Below are 18,177 nucleotides of genomic sequence, written 5' to 3' on the forward strand. Positions count from 1 at the left end.
TGCCAAGTCGCAACAATAATGGTTGTAATGTAGCCTCCACAAAATGCAGGCAAATGCTTTATGATGTTAAATGTCTAACAATAAAGGGCAGTCTTTGCGCTTAGTCAACCACAGTAAAGAAAAAGGATTTAGAAGCTGTTGCCAAAACAATTGTCTAAACTGCTTTTAGAGGGTAAAATATTTGTATCGTTTCGAGAAGAATTCCCGTATATTAGACGTGGAATTTCTGGCGTACCTTTAACGCATTTAGACAAGGCAAATGGCGATGGATGAGATTACCGAAGACGATATACTCTTAACCCCTGAAACAAACGGTGCAACGGTAAAACCCCGTAAAAACCGCCTGAAGAAGCATTCTGGGAAGTTGCTGGCAACCAGTTTATTGGCAACCAGCCTTTTGTTAGCTGCTTGCGCCGACCAAGATTGCACTTATATTTACAAGCAGGTCAACCAACCAACTTCCTCAGGTTTTACCGGTTCTACTAACCAGCAACCTGTTACCAATTGCTACAGTAGCGGCAGCCGTTATTATGGGAGCAGTTATGTTTATGTTGGATCTTACGGCAGTAGTGGCTGATAAATCTTTCCTATGTTAAAACCGGTTCAGTTGTTCCGGCGTTGGCGAGATGCCGCCGGTCCTTTATTCGGAATGAACGTGCCTGCTGCTCCTTTCTCGGAGATAGGAGCAATTATGAATCTTAGCAAGCACGATGCAGCCCAACCACGCGCTGATGAGTTATGCCATTCAATCGCGGTTACTTTGGCTAATTCAGAAGCGGGTGAGCTTGTAAAAGCGGGGGGGGCAGCTTTCGTTCTTGATTTACCCGGCTTTATCTCAGTCGGAACCGGCGCATATTTGCAAGCAGAAGGAATTGCTCCGGTTCTATTGTTGGCATCCTTTTATTATGCTAATGCCTTTATTGATGGGCGTTCCTCCCTTCCTAATCTCGCTTACTATGGCGCTATCCTAGGGGGATATAGTGCAGAAAAAGGATTAGCTTTTTTACTTGAGCGTGAACGTCTTCCCTATCCTGAGCCAGATAAGCTCGCTCTTATTGGGCAGTTCGATAACCGTTATGCTCTGGGAGAAAAGTATTTTCCTCCATTTGAGGTATTGCAGGTCAAGGGAATCCGGGCTTTGGTGGATGTTCGCCCGCTTGGTGAGGAGGTCTTGCCAGATTTGTTTGATTATTATGAGCTTGCTGCTGAGGCGGGTTTTGATATTTACTCTTCCCGGCTTAATATTCCTTTCAAGTAAATACGTTACATAACAGAAGCAAAAAATTGTATAGCTTAATTGAACGGCTGCTAAAAATATACCCACGCCGCTACGCAACAATGGCAGTAGCTTTTAATGACCGTGCCGCTATTTGCGATCAACTTATTGAGAGTCGGGTAGAAGGTCAGATTTATACTGGTCTGAATGGTCTGGTTTTGACTGCCTATGAAAAGGATAGCCTGATAAAGTTGACGAGCCTGTTTGCCAGCATTATGAGTAAAGCGATGGGCATCATTGTAACTGAACTGTCCGATACAGAGCTTGAAGAACTGGGCTGGCCCCCCTCACTGGCATACGCGCTACGACATGAACCGCCAAATCGCTGGCTGACTCCAATCGGGCGTTTGGATTTTGGATTGGATGAATCCGGCAATTGGCAATTGATGGAGTATAACAGCGATACGCCAAGCGGTTCGCAGGAAGTTACAGATGTAGAAGCGCGTCTTTGGAAAGCATTGCGTTGTTGCGAAGGGGTAGCACGGCTTAATCCGCTTATTGGTGAAAATATGCTAGAAGCCTTACATCAAGAAGCGCGTTTTTTGCCTGTTCCGCCGGGATATGCCTCGGCTGAAGGTCCCATGCGCCCTCCTCGCGTGGGTTTTATGGTGCGGGGGCGGTATCTTACCGATCTAGCGCAGGTAATGTGGTACAAGCGTGGTTTGGAGGCGCGTGGTCTGGAGTGCGTAGTGGGCGACCCTAACAACCTTTCGTTGGTTGGCAATCGGATATATCTACTTGGAGAACCAATAGATGCGCTCTATCGCCTGTTCCCGATTGAATTTCTCTCACAAGAGCCGCTTTTTGCCGCTTATTTGCAGGCTAACCTGACGGGCGCGCTAAAATGCCTGAACAACTTGCGTGGGTTTTTGGCACAATCAAAGGCGATAATGGCATGGGTGTGGCATGAGCGTGATAATTATGTTCTTTTCACCGCAGATGAGCGCAAAGCAATTTACAGTAGCTTGCCCGAAACCTATTTACTGAATGCTTTACCCCCTAATTTTGAGCGAGGCGATTATATCATCAAGGAATTTTATGGGCGAGAAGGGGCAGAAGTTTATAACGGGGCAGAATTGAGCGATAGTGATTGGCAGGAAATCAGGGATTACCACACTTATATTGCCCAACGCCGTATAAATCTTTCGGCAGTGCCGCACGCGGTGGTAAACCTTGCTAGAGAGGTGCAACAGACTGAAGTTTACCCTTGTGTGGGTAGTTTTGTAATAGGCGGTGATTGGGGAGGCTGCTATACGCGGGTAGGTGGGCGTATAACTACCGCACAGGCGCAATTTATACCTACCTTGCAGGAGGTGTGATAATGAACTTGGCAGGCACACCACAGCTTGATTTCGCCGAAATTGCTCGATTGGTGAATACCAATTACGGCGTGGAAGTATGGGGCGAGATTGAGGAATTGAACGAGCGGGACGGGCAGCGTGTTTTGAAATGCAATATTCTGGATGGTAAGCCTCTGATAGTGAGGCTGTGCGTGCCTATCCGCCGTTACGAAAGAGTGTTGTCCGATACTGGGGCTTTGCTGCGGTTGAGTCGGGGTGGGTTTCCAGTGCCACATTTGCGCCTGACGGTAAAGGGCGAGCGGATTTTCCAATGGCAAACGGGCTGCTGGGCGTATGTGCTGGATTATATCGAGGGCGAGCAGCCGGAAATGGATTTGCCTACCCTTAATTATCTCGCCGGATTGCTCGCCGAAATTCATGATTTGGTACATACTACCGCCGAATATCCGGCATTGGTAAATTGGCTGGAAGAATTGCCTGTCAGTATTGAACGCGCCGAACGCTCCAGTTTGCATCCGCAATGGGGCAAAATTGCCCGCGAGGTGGCGGATAATTTGCGAAGCCTGCCAGACCTGAGCGTTTTGCCGCTTGGCTTGATTCATACTGATGTGCATGAGGGCAATATGTTGCGTACCTCAGACGGTGAACTCTTCTTGATAGATTGGGAAGATGCGGGTTTGGGGGAGATGGTTTTCGATATGGCGTTGGTGTTGGGCTGGAACTGTGTTTGGCCCAAAAACACTTTTATATCGCTGTTCGGTTCGCGTTTGCCAGACCGTTATGATTTTGATGAGGAATACAGCTGCGCTTTTCTGAGAGCCTACCAGAAAGTACGCAAGCTTGGTGAGCAAGAAGTGAACTTATTAGGGGCGGCAATTCGCTTTGTAATGGGATGGTTTGCGGCTCGCGATATTGAGCGTGAAATTATCTCCCCCGGTATCTCGGATGGGTTAGCAATCACCAATTGGGCGATAATGCGTAGTGTTACTCCACTTTGGGAGCGGAAACTAGCGCAGTGGGCGGTTGAAACTGCCGGATAATACGCATATACCGTTGCAACCTCTATTGCTCTGATTATTATCTCTATCTCCCGATTAGGCTTTGGATTGTCAGAGATTAAACCAAGCCGTTTTCACGGGCATAGATAATGGCTTGGATGCGGTCACGTAAACCCAACCGGGATAAGATACTTGAAATATGGTTTTTGACCGTACCTTCACTGATGGAAAGAGAGCGAGCAATTTCGCCGTTGGAAAGCCCCTGTGAGGTTAGCTTTAACACTTCCAGTTCGCGGTCTGTCAATCCCGCATTAGTTGGAGTAGGGTTTTGCGAGGTAGGAGATTGAGAACGGTTGCTTGCTGAAGGATTGCTAAGAGAAGCCACAACTTTAAGCGCAACTGCAGGGTCAAGTTGGTAAATCCCATTGTGAGCGGCTATTACTGCCTGAGCTAGGTCGTTTTCTGGGATGGTTTTGAGCAAATAACCGCTGGCTCCCGCTCTCAAAGCGTCGATTACATATTCCTCATCATCAAAAGTAGTCAGCATCAAAATTTTACATGCTGGGAATTGGCGTTTGATTAGAACAGTAGCGGCTACTCCATCCATTACAGGCATCCGAACATCCATCAAAATAACATCGGGATTAAGTAAGCGGGTTTTTTCTAACGCTTCCTTACCATTAGCAGCCGTTCCGACCACTTCAATTCCAGCTTGCAAGCTAAGTAAAGAAGCAATACCCTCTCGCAACAAACGTTGGTCATCGGTTATTAGTAGCCGCACAGGTGAGTTTTGATTTGGAGATGAAGTAGCCACAGGTATAATTGTCCTCAAGAATAAGCTAGGCTCTGTTGAGGTTTTTCCATAGAGGTTGCCGATATTTTACAGACCTTAGCGACCAGACGAGTTCCTTTTCCGGGCTGGCTATCCAGTAGAAATTCACCCTCGACGATTTCAAGGCGTTCCTGTAACCCCAGTAACCCGTAACCACTACTCTGCCCGGTTGACAAGTTTTGCAAATCAAATCCCTTACCGTTATCCTCAAGCGTTAGTTCAGCCACGTGTACATCAAACTTCAATTGCAATCTAGCTCGACTAGCGTTGGAATGGCGTTGCACATTGGTTAGCCCTTCCTGTGCCACCCGATAAAGCACCATCAAAACCTGTTTTGAGAAACCAGCTTCGCTTCCGCTTATTTCAAGCTCAATTTTTAACTGTTCATTTTGCAGATTTGCTACCAATATCGGCAATTTCCTTTCAAGTGAAAAGAGTTCTTGACTGGTACGCAACGATTTTATCGACTCGCGCACATCTTGCAAAGCTTCGTTTGCCAAGCGGCGGGCATCGGTTAAGGCTTGCTCAGCTTCTGTAGGATTCTTCTCTTTAAAAGCTCTGGCTTTTCCTAGAAGCACGCTTATAACGGTAAGATAATGTCCTAAGCTATCATGAATATCACGGGCTAGTCGGTTACGCTCCCTAGTTGCGGCTAATTCCTCTACCTGACGCTGTGATTGCTTTAACTCTTTCAATAGTCGCTCGGCGTTTGTCCGGCTGATTTTTTCACGGCGAAGAGTATAAGCAGTGGTTATAATAAAAATGAGGCAGATGGTAAAAATATTTATAAACGGCAAGGGTCTGGGCATTTCAGAAGCGATTGGCGCAAAGAATAATACTCGAATTGCAAAAACCAGCCAAGTTAGTAACCCTACACCGATTCCCACCCTACTTCCGAAATATATTAACGCCGAGAATGGGATTATCAGATACATAAAAAGGGTAATTTCATTTGGATTCACTACTGAAATAAGCGCCACCAACCCGACCCGCAGCAGAAAATAACCGATAGCTACTCGTTTTGGTATTTCTTCGCCCCAACGCCAATATTCATAACGGTCAATTGCCAGCAGAATAAAGGTAGCTACAACCAACGCTGTTATTTGCCACCACCCAAAAACATGGTAACTGCTGCCGTAAAAATTACGATCATAAAAAAGGCTTAGGCAGGCTCCGAGGTAGATTGGAGTTGAAATCCAGTCAAAGGGTTTGGAAATTACCCAATTATACCAGTGTCGGGAATTCCTCCCAAGGGGTATATTTTTCTCGTCGGGTTGAAATTCTAATTTGGTTTGGGAATTTTCCAAAAATTTGCTACCTAGCATAAAACAAGTACCTCATCTGGGATTTAACTATAGCAGAGGAAATCGGAGAGAACAATATGCCGTAAGTCACATTACTACAGACATATTCAAAATATGCCGACAGCCACATCAAAAATATCAGATTTTCTATTATGCTCAATACTGTAAATAAATTTCAAATCTAGCTTATGGCTATCAATCAGAAAGGGAACCGATGTATAAAACTGGTATCAAGCTTGTCTTACTAGCACTTTTGTTAAGTACGATGACTCTTAGTGCTTGTGGCGACAATACCGCGACTATCTCACCTGCTACAACCGCCGCCCCAACGCCAATTGCTACAACCACAACTGCTGTGGCTGCAAATACCGCGGCTGCATCAAAACCGTTGCGCAACTCTCGCTATTGCGAAGTGATACCGGTCTTTCAGGAATCTGGCAAACTGGCTCAGTATGTGTATAACACCCAAGGGTTGAGTGATTGCCCACAAGATGCTTGGAAAGCTTTAAACGCAACTGATTTAGCAAAAAGTCTTGGCGCGTTACAAGTTACGCTGAATGGTCCACGCTATTGGATGATGGATCAGGTTATTGCAAGCGGTGATAGTGCAGCTGGAGAAGTAAAAACCTTTGGTGACCTGAAAATGCAATTGCGGGCAAAAATCGAAATTCCGGCAGGTACTACAATGGCAGGTCCCTATTCCGAAAATATCATTCAGCGCAATACCGAATATGTGTTTTTAAGTGGCAAGCCCACCTTTCAACTTGTTTCTCCTAATGGAGACACCTATGTTATGCAAACATATTCGCAAATTATTGACCCTAAGCTTTCTATAGATGATTTAGCAAATCTCGGTACACGGCTGAAACTGCCAACAGGCTGGCAATTCAAAATCGTTACTCCTGATCAAGACCTGCATTTGGTGGCAAAAGGTGCGGCATATCTTATACAGGACGACCTCACCAATTCTTATCAGAAGGTTACAAAATAGGAGCAGCGCTTCAGAAATAATAAAATCCATTAAGCGGCACAGGATATAAAACGGTGTCGCTTAATATTTCATATATAGCGGTAAGAGTGTCACTACAATAATTCGATCATTTTAAAACTATAGATTGCGAGGAATTTAATGAGAGTTTTTGGCAGGATTGCAGTAAAATTCCGCTACTTAGTGGTGTTAATCTGGGTAGGTGTAACAATGGGATGTGTGACTTTTTTGCCCTCACTCAGCTCAGCAGCGTTCTTAATAGTGACAACAGTGCCTTCTTACCATCAGACGCGCCGAGTTTACACGCTTTGCAATTGGACAATCCTTTCCAAGCTACCGGAGGCGCTACCACTCTGTTGGTGGCTTCTCGTAATGACGCGCAGCTAAGCGCCGATGACCAAACAGCCTTTGCTACTATACTTACTTCCGTAAAAAGTGTAGCGCATGTTAAAAACGTGCGTGATCAAGGCATTTCCAGTGATGGAAAAGCACATAAAGCCTTGCTTGAGTTTGATATTGGTACGGGCAGTCCTGATGCGGAAAATATAATAAATACTATCCGCACCAAGTTTACATCACAAAATCTACCAACCGGATTAAGCTTCAATCTGACCGGGCAATTAGCCTCAACAGTGGATAATAACAAGGCATCAGCCGATGCTCAACGTCTTACCCAGACCCTTTCAAATTTGGCTATTCTAATCATGTTAGTTCTGGTGTATCGCGCTATACTAGCGCCGATACTTACCCTCCTAGTGCCTGTTTTGGTTTTGTCGGGACCGGTAATTGCCGGGCTGGTGACGACCGGAATCATTCAGGCTTCCAGCGTAACACAAGCCATCCTGACAATTCTGGTTTTAGGCGCAGGTACGGATTATGGTATGTTTCTAACTCTCAGAATGCATGAGGAATTACGCTTTATATCGCCAACAAGAAGTGGTCGAAAAAGCAAAGAATTTGCAGATAAGATAAACTCGACTTTAGACTTTCGCTTCTGTGATTTAGAAACAGGTCTAATTAGAGGCGAAAGTCTAAAATAAACGCGATATATTCTAGGGATATATGCCCAATGCTTCTAGTCCGGTGGTTTCGGACAGACCCGCTAGAAGGTTCATATTTTGGATTGCTTGCCCTGCCGCACCCTTGACCAGATTATCTATCACCGAGATTACTACCAGCCGCCCTGCTTCAGTATCAACAGTGGGGTAAAGGAAGCAATAGTTTGAGCCGAACACCTCTTTAGTGGTTGGAGGGGTGGCAGCTATACGAACGAACTGTTCCCCGGCGTAGAAGCTACTATAGAGGGCGCGAATCGCGGCGGTAGGATTGGCTGTGTTTTGCTCCAGCCATTCGGGGGAGAGCCGCGCCGAGCAAGTTGCCAGCATCCCGCGTGAGAGTGGCATTAGGTGTGGGGTGAAAGATACCGTAACCTTAGCCTGTTGGTTTACATCGGTTAAAATCTGGGTAATCTCAGGGGCATGGCGGTGTCCCTCCAAACCGTAGGCGCAGGCGCTGTCGTGCATTTCGCTATAGTGTAGGTTTTGCTTCAAGCCGCGCCCCGCCCCGCTTGTGCCGGAGAGGGCGTTAATTATTACATAGGGTTCAATAATTTTTTCAGTCAGTGCGGGTGCAAGCGCAAGGCTGCTGCAAGTGGGATAGCAACCGGGATTGGCAACTAATCGGGTATTAGCGGTTACTTGCTTGCGATAAAGCTCTGGCAAGCCGTAGAAGGCTTCTGGTAAGATGTAGGGGGCGTGATGCTCACCATACCATTTTTCGTAAGTGGCGCGGTTGCGTAGGCGAAAATCTGCCGATAAATCTATGATACGGGTATTGGGTGCTTGCTCGAATATTTCGGCGGCGCGTTCGGCGGAGGCATGATGGGGCAAGCCTAGAAAGATAAAAGCGGCTTCCGCGGGGCGTTCGAGCTTTTCCTTGACGTTCAAGCCCAAGGGGGCGAGGTGTGGAAAGACGCTGCCGAGCGGTTGTCCTGCCGCGCTACGTCCTTCCAGTTCCAGTAATTCCACCTGCGGGTGGCGCACCAATAGCCGTACCAGTTCGCTGCCGGTATAGCCCGTTACGCCGACTATCGAAACTTTGATTTTATTTTCCATTTTGCCTTTTCCCAAAAATAATATTACGAATCAGTGTAGCTAAGCTGAGCATAGGCGGATGAAAAGCCAAAGCCCAATTGATTTTGCCGTTTTTGGCGGCTTTTTCAAAGCGAAGAACGCTATTTGCTACTACTCCATCTAAATCTATAAAAGCTATTTTAGCCATATCATTTTCGAATTACCTTGCGTAGGTAGCGCATATCTTCCCCAGTGATTCCGCCAAATAGCGCCAATCCACCCAAAAACACCGCCATACCTACGATAATTGTAACAAAGAAATTATTGAAGCCAAAGACCACCGTGATAAGCGTCAACGCCGCCATCATTACCAGAGTAGCGGCAGCAGGACGCGCCATCGTTTTAAAGAAGGGAATCGGTGCAAATATTCGGCGCATTAGGATGGCGTAGATTACCAGCAAGGTTACTTCGGTGGCGATGGTCATGGCGCTGGCAGCTATATAGCCGAAGAAGGGGATGAAAATCAGGTTTCCGCCAATGTTTACTCCGGCGGTAATCAGAACGGCTATTGTAATATAACGTTGCTTGTCCAGCGCAATCAGTACATATTGAGTGACACCGTTTATGTAGCTGAAGGGCAAGAACCAAATTAGGATTTGCAAGGCGATTGCGCCACCGGGCAGAAATTTGTCGCCGAACGCTGCGCCGATAAGGTCGTTAGCTACAAAAAGAGTCCCGGCTGAAATTGGCAAGCCTATGATAATCAATAGGCGCAAAGCTTCGGAATAAGCACGCATTAGGTTTTCCCGCGAGTCGCGGCTATAGGTGCTGAAAAGCGGGAACAACGCCAATGTGATGGCAGATGGGAAAATTAACAGCGCGTCAATAAACTTGTAACCGGAGTTATACAAACCGACCTCTATATCGCCCCGGAAAGGAAAGAGCAAGAATACATCGCTTTTGAACATTATGCTGATGAGGAAGCCATTCAACATCAAGGGGAAGGCACTTTTTAGCATAGCAGGTACAAGCGTACGCTCGAAGCCTTTGCGAATATCCGGTTTGATTACCTCACGGGTGAAAATAGTCCACAGCGAGGACATTGCTATTAGGTTGACCGCAATCGAGGTGGCGGCAAGCCCAGCCACGCCCCAACCGATGAGCAATGTGCCTAGTCCAAGCGGTACTTTGATGATTGAGCCAAGAATCTGATTTGCCGCCAAATATTCAAACTTTTCGTTACCACGGAAAGCCGCCGAGAGCGTGCCGGAAACCGCGCTAGGCATCATGCCTACCATTAACAGGGCAACCGCCAGCGCTATATCCCCGGTCATTTCTCCGGTGAGGCTGAAGCCGCCCACCCACAGCATAGCGATAGGCAGCGACAGGGCGGAGAAACTCAGGCGCGTTACCAGCATAGTGCTGAAATAGCGGTTGGTGTTGGCGGGGCTGCGGTCGCGGGCTATTTCGCGTGTGACCAGCGTTTCCAGCCCGAAATCTGCTAGCGTATTGAAAAAGAGCCAAGTAGTTACGGCGAAAGTATAACGCCCGTTACCTTCAGGACCGAGCAGACGCAGAGAGATAAAGGCGAAACCGAAATCTATAACCTTGCCCGCCAGTTGTGCAAACATAGGTGTAACGCTGTTTTTTACGATGCGCCGCAAGGGGTGGTCGCCCTCGTCCTCGCGATAGAAGCGCACCCAGCCTAGTACCAGCAGAATCATTGCCATGCTGGCAACCGAAAGGAAGGTGGCATATAGCCCTAGTGTAAAGGAGAGCGGATTGTAGCGTAGGCGCAAGGTTATTATACTCGTTTTGGAAGGCGGTTCGAGGCTGATTTTGCGCCAACCCTCCGAGGTACTTACCAACTTTGCTTCGCTGAATTTGTTCGGTTCGTCAGGGAGGCTGTATTGTGCTTGCCAACCGCTATCGTACTGCTCTGGAACTGTCATTTCAATGCTGCGGGACGTGCCAGAGTCTATTTGCAGGGTGTAGCGCAAGTCGGTTTCGCTCACTTGCCGAAGACCCAATAGAGTTGCGCCCTTTATTTGCGGTTCGAGTTTGGTAGGAGCGCTGTAATTGAGGGGTTGGTAAGCTAGGCGTGGGAATAGTTGGGGACCTGCCAGCCCCAGCGCCAAAGCCAACACGATTATTGCCCACAGCAAGCCGCCAAAAATCGCTTTGCTTTTCCATTTGCCTGACTTAGCTTGAGCCAATATTAGCCATAGGCTTACCCCACCCAATAGGACAAGTGAAAGGCTAGTTTCTACCGCCAACGTTATAAAGCCAAGCGCCAACCCTAGACCCAACATTTTTATATAACGGCGAGAGCAAAGAGGCAGCCAGATAGACAGCGGTAGCCATGCCATTGCTGCCATATAGTCCGGGCGTAAAGCGGGTAATCCCACCAGAATCAGCGCGAACCCGGCTAACGTCCCAATGATACGCCCTGTTTTGCTCGGTATCCGCTTCGCCAATAGCCCGATTCCTACCAGCGCGATCCACAGATGGAAGGCGGTGAATAGTAATATATTCAAGTTTACATAATATAATACAGAAAAGGGATATAACATTGGAGCGGAACTGGATGCCAGCAGCGGGTGATTGTTGTACCATAACGGGGGTTGGCGTTCAAGCAAGAGGGAGCGGGCAGCGTCCCAATCATTTAGGAAAGTGGCATCTACCGCCTGTGTAGGTATTACGGCAACACTCATAACATTTTGGGAAGAGATTAGACCGGGAAGGCAGGCGATAAATGCGAGTAATAAAAGCGCCAACGCCAGAAAAATACTGCGCTTTGAATAATAGCGAGTCGTGGTGGGGGTTATATTATTCTTGCCGGGTGGAGTATGAGTTTGCACCCTATGGCTGGAAGCCCCGACTCTCTCGCAGGAACTTTACAGCTTCCGCGATTTCGTTTTCACCTTTGGCTTCGTCACGGCGACCAAGGAACCAACGTACCACCAACAGAACTACCAACACTTTTAGCAGATTTGGTAATTGGGTGAATTTATCCCGCTGGCTTGCACTGTAGCGAGCAAAACCCAGCGATGTTCGCGGTTTTTTGGCGGCGGCTTCCCGTTCACTCTGTTTTTTGACAGCTTGCTTATCCAGCGTTTTGATAGCTTTCTGCCCGGCTGCCAGAGTCTTTGTATCTAATTTAACTGATTTTGCCATAAGATTCTTTCCTGTTGCACGGTTAACAGATAAGGTATCTTAGCATTTTAAATAGCAGGGCGCAAACGAGCTAAAGCTTATTGGACTGTGAGGAACGCTCAAAGTCGGTAACTGATGCTCGACTTTGAGCTATTAGAGAAGCGATTTATACGGAAGTGGGTAAAGGTGCAACCGGATTACCGGAACCGGCTTTGCGGTCACGGCGTGCCACGCCTGTTTCGTAGGCAGCATCAATCACCGCTTTAGCCACACTTACGCCCACCCTGCGATCAAAGACGCTGGGTATGATATAGTCGGGACCTAGCTCATCATCGCTAATAATTGATTGAATAGCGCGTGCTGCCGCCAATTTCATCTGGTCATTAATCTTGATGGCTCGGCAATCCAACGCGCCTCGAAATATACCGGGGAAGCACAGCACATTGTTAATCTGGTTGGGGTAGTCGCTGCGTCCGGTTGCCATAACTGCCACATAGGGTGCGGCATCCTCAGGCTGGATTTCGGGAGTTGGGTTGGCAAGGGCGAACACAATCGGGTCGTGTCCCATCTGCTTGAGATGTTCAACAGTGACAGTACCGGGACCGCTCAAGCCTAGGAACACATCTGCGCCTTTCATGGCATCCATTAAAACGCCGCGTTCGCCTTCAAAGTTAGTATGTTCAGCGTACCATTCTTTGGCAACATTCATATCTTCGACGCGCCCCTTATAAACTGCGCCGCGTCGGTCACAACCAATGATATGCTGTACCCCTGCTGCCATCAGGATTTTGCTGCAAGCTACTCCGGCAGCGCCAATCCCGTTTACCACTACTTTTATCTCGCCGATATTCTTGTTTACGACTTTAAGGGCGTTTAAAAGGGCAGCTAACACCACTACCGCTGTACCATGCTGGTCATCGTGCATTACCGGAATATCGAGTTCATTAATCAGCCGCTCCTCGATTTCAAAACAACGTGGGGCAGATATATCTTCGAGGTTGATACCGCCAAAAGTCGGTGCTATGGCTTTTACAGTCTGGATTATCTCTTCGGTGTTTTGGGTTGAGAGGCAGATTGGGAAAGCGTCCACCTGACCAAATTCTTTGAAGAGCATGGCTTTGCCTTCCATAACGGGCATTGCCGCTTCGGGTCCGATATTGCCAAGACCCAAAACCGCAGTGCCATCGGAGATAACCGCTACGGTGTTGCCCTTGATGGTTAGAGAATAGACCTTGCTCTTATCCTCGGCGATGGCGTTGCAAACCCGCGCGACACCGGGGGTATAAGCCATGCTCAACTGGTCACGGGTTTTAAGCGGGATTTTAGAGTTAACCGAAATTTTTCCGCCAAGGTGAAGAAGAAAAGTGCGGTCGCTGACATTAATAATATTTACATCCTCAATGGCAGCAACATTTGAAGAAATTTCATCGGCGTGCTGCTCAGAGCCAGCCGCTACCGTAATATCACGAACCATTTTGTCACGGCTTGCCTGTACTATATCAATTGCGCCGAGGTCTCCACCGGAGTTGGCGATGGCAGCCATTACCTGACTCAACATCCCTACCCGGTTAGGGATTTCAATTCGCAGCGTAAAACTGTAACTGGCATTCGGGGTGATATTCATTTTTTCGCACCTGTAAAAGAATAATGAGGTTAAGAGAACTTCGCTTCACTTCATCGTGGATTAATCAAGATTATATCATACACTAGGAAAGTGTGAATAACGTAAATAAAAGTTCAAATAAAGTTAAAGCGATAAATTTCGTCTTGATTTGGGTTTGGGCAATATGCTAAAATAAATTGCATATATTTTGTGCAAGATGTACATAAAATGGAGGGAATGTGATGACTCTCGCAGCAAACCGCCTCAACGGTGAGGCAGCGGCAATGTCGCCTGCTAAGGAGACGCTACCATCGTATTCAAATGAAATAATTATAGTAAAAGAAACTGTCAAAGCTCGCTCACCTTACGAGATAGCGCAAGAACAGTTTTTTTATGCGGCAGATAAACTGTGTTTGGATGATGGATTGCGGGAAATACTGTCAGTACCGCAACGAGAATTAAAGGTTAATTTTCCAGTACGTTTGGACGATGGGCGTATCAAAGTGTTTACCGGCTATCGGGTGCATCATAATAATGCTCGGGGACCGGTTAAGGGCGGGATTCGATACCATCCTAACGTTTCTATGGATGAAGTGCGTGCGCTTGCAATGTGGATGACGTGGAAATGCGCGGTGGTCAATCTACCATATGGTGGAGCAAAGGGCGGCGTGGTGATAGATGCCACTCAATATTCACAACGTGAACTGGAAAGATTGACTCGCCGTTTTACAACAGAAATCTCTATATTAATCGGACCTGAAACCGATATTCCCGCTCCTGATGTGGCGACAAACCCGCAAACTATGGCGTGGATTATGGATACTTACTCGATGCACCATGGAAGAGGTATCACCGGGGTGGTTACAGGCAAACCGATTGTTGCAGGCGGTTCGCTGGGGCGCGTGGAAGCGACTGGACGAGGGGTTAGCGTATCGGCGCGGGAAGCGGCAAAAACAATAAATCTGTCTCTTCCAGCTACTAGGGTGGTGGTGCAGGGCTTTGGTAATGTCGGCTCGGTTTCGGCACGCCTAATGCATGAGATGGGTTGCAAGGTAGTTGCGGTTAGTGATGTTTATGCTGGTCTCTATAACCCGAAAGGCATAGATATTCCGGCGCTACTCGAATATACCCGTACCACCCCGAATAATACAATATTGGGTTATCCTGAAGCTGATGCTATTTCAAACCTTGAAGTCTTGACCTTACCTTGCGATATTCTAATACCGGCAGCGCTTGAGAATCAACTGACCGCGCAAAATGCCAATGCGGTACAAGCGAAACTAATAGTAGAAGGCGCGAACGGACCCACTACCCCTGAAGCGGATCACATTTTCCGGGATAGGGGAATCTTACTGGTTCCAGATATTTTAGCCAATGCGGGTGGCGTGACGGTTAGTTACTTTGAGTGGGTGCAAGACCGACAGGCTTTCTTCTGGACGGAAGAGGAAATTAACCGAAAATTGGTTGATGTGATGGCAAATAGTTTTGCACAGGTACATAGCATTTCGCAGCGCGAGAAAACCGATATGCGTACAGCGGCTTATTTGCTGGCAATAGGGCGCGTGGCGGATGCTACCAGCATACGTGGAATTTATCCCTAATATTGATTACGCAGTTTTTTGTGGCGCAAAGCGACGGGTGTAAAGCTCGTCGCTTTTATAAGCCGAAACAAAGTAAAGTAGGCAAAGGCTAGGCTACTTCATTTTCTAACAATAATATTGGCATGTTGGTAGAGCTATCGGTTTGTAAAATACCGCTCAACAGCTTCATGTCATCTTGGCTCTTTTGAAGCTCCCCCATTATTTTAAGCAGTTCGACTTTAAGTAAATCAAAGTCTTCGGGAGTCATATTACGAACTGAACCACATAACTCTAGTGTAAGTGATGCTGTGAGCAGATAATTTGCAATCTCATGATTATAGTGGCGCAACCGTTGTACAACATTTTGCGCTACAGAATTTTTATTCATTGTTCTGACCTCAATGCAAAATAGTAAGGATACCTTTAAAAGCTATTTACTTTTAACAGATCCATTTTACCAGTTGCACCCTATATCAATAAATATATTTTAATATAATTAATGTTAACCTGCTATGAGAACATGGTCATAGGAATTAAGTACTAGAAAAATTATTTTCGGGTAAAATTCTCATATATATTTATTCATATTGATTTTACAAATGGAATTTAAAAAAATAAAGGATAGAATTTCCAACAACTTTTTACTTTGGAAGATTCGCTAGAATTGTTGCTCCGCCTGTTCAAAATACTATAGGTGTAAATTGCACATGGGGATAAGTTTAGTCTGAAGGGTAGCGAATATAAAGCGTTGGACGAGAGCAAGGCAACGGGTTTCGGAGTTTTAAGAATCAGCCGTTCAAAAGGCGACGCGCCAATTCCAGCGCTTCTTCTGTGGTGCTGATTTCGCCTACTGCTTGGCTTTCTTCGATTTCACGTAAGATTTTGCCAAGCTGCGGTCCCGGTGTCAGCTTCAGTTCCTGCATTAATGAATGTCCGTCCAGCAGGCGCGGCTTATCTACCAACTTTTCCTCAACCGGTCCCAGATATTTACGAGAAAGCCTGTCGGTAAAATGCAGGTGATGATTCCAGCTTTTTAGCTGTCGCGCCTGTGCAATCCGGGGACCGACTACTGCCGCATGGTCTGCAAGCGAGAGCGGCATCATTTCAATTTGTACCGGGTTGGTATCCTTGAGAAAACGAAAGATGGCACGGTTGCTGACTCCACTGCCGCTTTTCACATCGTAATTGGCTTTTAGCATTCCTATACGCATATGGTTGTCTACCATTGTGGTGATGCCTTCAACCATCTGGCGGCTGAAATGAAATCGCTCAAGGATGGTGCGTGCCATTTGCGCCCCTACCTGCGCGTGATGGTAGAAGTGGATTTCGCCATCGCTATCCACGTTACGGGTGCGAGGTTTGCCGACATCATGGAGTAGCGCACTCCATAGCAGCCACAGGAATCGTTCTTGCTCTCGTCCGTGAAGTTGCGCCAAAATTTCTGACCAGTGTGCAATATAATTTTCAGGACGCTCCGCCATTATCATTTCATCGGCGCTTTGTCCGCGATAATTAGGACGCACCAACCATTCCACCCGGTCAACCGTTACCAAGCTGTGATTCCAGACATCGTAATAGTGGGCGTTCATTTGGATATTGCCTTTGCCCTCGCCTAGTTCGGGGATGAGCAGCGAGAGCAATCCGCATGAGTCGAGCAGACGTAGGCTCTCGATTACGCCGCCTGCTAGCAAGATTTTGTTCAGTTCTGTCGCGCAGCGTTCGCCAGCTGACTGTTTGATGAGAGGGGCGTTGCGCCGGAAGATTTCAAGCGCATCTGCGGTAAGTTGCCAATCTACACCGGAACTGGATAGCTGCGCCTTGAGGCGGATTCCCCTTAACATACGCAAAGGGTCACTAATGATGTTTGCTTCGCGGATGGGGCGAATCAGACGCGCTTTTATATCTGCCAGACCGCCGCACAGGTCAATTACGGTTGCCTCCAACCCATGCTCTAGGAAATCGGGCAGCGCAATAGCAAGGGCGTTTAGGGTGAAATCGCGCCGTAGCAAATCGGCAGTGATGTCATTTTGCTGAAGGGCGGCAAAATCGAAGTAGAAATGTTCATCGCCTGATTTAAAGACGATGCGTGCCACGCCATTCTCGGTATCGAGCGGGAAATAGGAGATTTGCCAGCCTGAAAGGTGTGCTTGGATGGCGTTGGAGAACCGACGCGCCATTGCCAGTGCTTCAGCAGGAGTGCCGCTGACCGCTAAATCAACATCATCCGCCGGACGAGATAGCAGGGCATCGCGCACCCACCCGCCCACCAACCAAAGCGAGTCTGAATCAAACAGCTTGGCGGCTATTTCCAGCGCGGCTTTTTGCGGTTTAGAAAGAGGGTTGCACATAATTTTTCTTAGCTTTTGCGCTTGTTATAATGGCTATCACTTCGGACGAGCGGTTGGGCAGCGCGACTTTTAGGGTTGTTTCGAGTCGGCTTTTTTACTTGCGACAATCCTTGCGATTCGGCTAAGACGACAACTTCAGCAGGGTTAAAATAGTTGATTTTGGCATAGGGTCCGAAATCCGGGTCGTTGAAGAAATAGATACGCCCGCTTATTGCCTGTTCCTTTTCCATCTTAGCGATAAAATGCCACTTGCCTAGTCCGCTACCAGCCAACCAGCCACCTACGAAACTCCCCAATGAAAGCCCGACCAAATCGGTAAGCATGTAGGTGAGTATCAGAACGGCGATGAATATCACCACTAGACGGGTGATGTGGTAATTCATGAAGGGTAGCCCGTTGCGGGTCGGTTCGGCAGCGGGCATTTTATTGAGTCGCGTGATTTCAGTTTTGTTCCAGTTTTGCTCTTTGTTCAGGTTCAGGTAAAGTTGCGTGGCGAGCATAACACGTAAAAAATACCAGACTGCGCCAAAACTTAGAAACGAAACAAGCGCACCGATGAGCGACTCCCCGATTTGGGCTGAATCTCTGAGTAGCAATATCCATTCGGCTGTACCAACGATTGCAACGATTACACCACCCAAAATATTACTCATCGCCACTTTGCGTATGTGATTAAGCCTGTACATTGGTTTATTTCTCTTTCAAGCCTATATTATTTT

Annotated in this window: 17 protein-coding genes; 7 read left to right on the top strand and 10 right to left on the bottom strand. The window is 47.3% G+C overall.

Annotated features, from left to right (window positions below; translation table 11 throughout):
* The first annotated feature begins 259 nt into the window (after window positions 1-259).
* The 4 genes from WCK19_RS05810 to WCK19_RS05825 are packed head-to-tail and all read left to right on the top strand — an operon-like array spanning window position 260 to window position 3,617.
* Entirely contained in the window at window positions 260-577 is a 318-nt protein-coding gene (locus WCK19_RS05810; RefSeq protein ID WP_342396428.1) for a hypothetical protein, read from the top strand.
* A gap of 12 nt (window positions 578-589) precedes the next feature.
* Window positions 590-1,258 (top strand): hypothetical protein, encoded by a 669-nt coding sequence (locus WCK19_RS05815; protein ID WP_342396429.1) that lies wholly within the window; start codon window positions 590-592, stop codon window positions 1,256-1,258.
* A 26-nt stretch (window positions 1,259-1,284) separates the two neighbouring features.
* Window positions 1,285-2,595, top strand: coding sequence for a glutathionylspermidine synthase family protein (locus WCK19_RS05820; protein ID WP_342396430.1), 1,311 nt, complete (start codon window positions 1,285-1,287; stop codon window positions 2,593-2,595).
* Between the two features lie 2 nt (window positions 2,596-2,597).
* On the top strand, window positions 2,598-3,617 hold the full coding sequence (locus WCK19_RS05825; protein ID WP_342396431.1) for a phosphotransferase: 1,020 nt from the start codon (window positions 2,598-2,600) through the stop codon (window positions 3,615-3,617).
* 76 nt (window positions 3,618-3,693) lie between these two features.
* On the opposite strand, the gene WCK19_RS05830 is transcribed toward WCK19_RS05825, so the two are convergent.
* Entirely contained in the window at window positions 3,694-4,389 is a 696-nt protein-coding gene (locus WCK19_RS05830; protein WP_342396432.1) for a response regulator transcription factor, read from the bottom strand.
* Between the two features lie 14 nt (window positions 4,390-4,403).
* The gene (locus tag WCK19_RS05835; protein ID WP_342396433.1) at window positions 4,404-5,714 is read right to left on the bottom strand and encodes a sensor histidine kinase; all 1,311 of its coding nucleotides are present in this window, start codon (window positions 5,712-5,714) and stop codon (window positions 4,404-4,406) included.
* Window positions 5,715-5,925: 211 nt separating this feature from the next.
* Between WCK19_RS05835 and WCK19_RS05840 the strand changes: the two genes are divergently transcribed.
* Both WCK19_RS05840 and WCK19_RS05845 read left to right on the top strand, forming a co-directional pair.
* On the top strand, window positions 5,926-6,702 hold the full coding sequence (locus WCK19_RS05840) for a hypothetical protein (protein ID WP_342396434.1): 777 nt from the start codon (window positions 5,926-5,928) through the stop codon (window positions 6,700-6,702).
* A 212-nt stretch (window positions 6,703-6,914) separates the two neighbouring features.
* Window positions 6,915-7,739: an MMPL family transporter gene (locus tag WCK19_RS05845; RefSeq protein WP_342396435.1), complete on the top strand. Its 825-nt coding sequence runs from the start codon at window positions 6,915-6,917 to the stop codon at window positions 7,737-7,739.
* Between the two features lie 12 nt (window positions 7,740-7,751).
* Here the strand turns inward: WCK19_RS05845 and argC are convergent, their stop codons facing one another.
* The 5 genes from argC to WCK19_RS05870 form a co-directional block, all read right to left on the bottom strand.
* Window positions 7,752-8,813 carry an N-acetyl-gamma-glutamyl-phosphate reductase gene (gene argC, locus WCK19_RS05850; protein WP_342396436.1) on the bottom strand — a complete coding sequence of 354 codons (1,062 nt, stop codon included), beginning with the start codon at window positions 8,811-8,813 and terminating at the stop codon, window positions 7,752-7,754.
* The gene (locus WCK19_RS05855; RefSeq protein ID WP_342396437.1) at window positions 8,803-8,979 is read right to left on the bottom strand and encodes a hypothetical protein; all 177 of its coding nucleotides are present in this window, start codon (window positions 8,977-8,979) and stop codon (window positions 8,803-8,805) included. The genes argC and WCK19_RS05855 overlap by 11 nt, the downstream gene beginning before the upstream one ends.
* A gap of 1 nt (window position 8,980) precedes the next feature.
* Window positions 8,981-11,632 carry a flippase gene (locus WCK19_RS05860; protein ID WP_342396438.1) on the bottom strand — a complete coding sequence of 884 codons (2,652 nt, stop codon included), beginning with the start codon at window positions 11,630-11,632 and terminating at the stop codon, window positions 8,981-8,983.
* 1 nt (window position 11,633) lies between these two features.
* The gene (locus WCK19_RS05865) at window positions 11,634-11,948 is read right to left on the bottom strand and encodes a hypothetical protein (RefSeq protein WP_342396439.1); all 315 of its coding nucleotides are present in this window, start codon (window positions 11,946-11,948) and stop codon (window positions 11,634-11,636) included.
* Window positions 11,949-12,093: 145 nt separating this feature from the next.
* On the bottom strand, window positions 12,094-13,551 hold the full coding sequence (locus WCK19_RS05870) for a malic enzyme-like NAD(P)-binding protein (RefSeq protein WP_342396440.1): 1,458 nt from the start codon (window positions 13,549-13,551) through the stop codon (window positions 12,094-12,096).
* 221 nt (window positions 13,552-13,772) lie between these two features.
* Here WCK19_RS05870 and WCK19_RS05875 point away from each other — a divergent pair, with 221 nt between their 5' ends.
* A complete protein-coding gene (locus WCK19_RS05875; RefSeq protein WP_342396441.1) occupies window positions 13,773-15,131 on the top strand; it encodes a Glu/Leu/Phe/Val dehydrogenase in 1,359 nt (452 codons plus the stop codon).
* Between the two features lie 88 nt (window positions 15,132-15,219).
* Here WCK19_RS05875 and WCK19_RS05880 read toward each other — a convergent pair whose 3' ends face one another.
* The 3 genes from WCK19_RS05880 to WCK19_RS05890 all read right to left on the bottom strand — a co-directional run bounded on the left by WCK19_RS05880 (window position 15,220) and on the right by WCK19_RS05890 (window position 18,144).
* Window positions 15,220-15,498 (bottom strand): hypothetical protein, encoded by a 279-nt coding sequence (locus WCK19_RS05880; protein ID WP_342396442.1) that lies wholly within the window; start codon window positions 15,496-15,498, stop codon window positions 15,220-15,222.
* A gap of 400 nt (window positions 15,499-15,898) precedes the next feature.
* On the bottom strand, window positions 15,899-17,458 hold the full coding sequence (locus WCK19_RS05885) for an HDIG domain-containing metalloprotein (RefSeq protein ID WP_342396443.1): 1,560 nt from the start codon (window positions 17,456-17,458) through the stop codon (window positions 15,899-15,901).
* Between the two features lie 8 nt (window positions 17,459-17,466).
* On the bottom strand, window positions 17,467-18,144 hold the full coding sequence (locus WCK19_RS05890) for a hypothetical protein (RefSeq protein ID WP_342396444.1): 678 nt from the start codon (window positions 18,142-18,144) through the stop codon (window positions 17,467-17,469).
* Between the last annotated feature and the right edge of the window lie 33 nt (window positions 18,145-18,177).

This window comes from Candidatus Chlorohelix sp., assembly GCF_037138995.1.
Taxonomy (GTDB): Bacteria; Chloroflexota; Chloroflexia; order Chloroheliales; family Chloroheliaceae; genus Chlorohelix.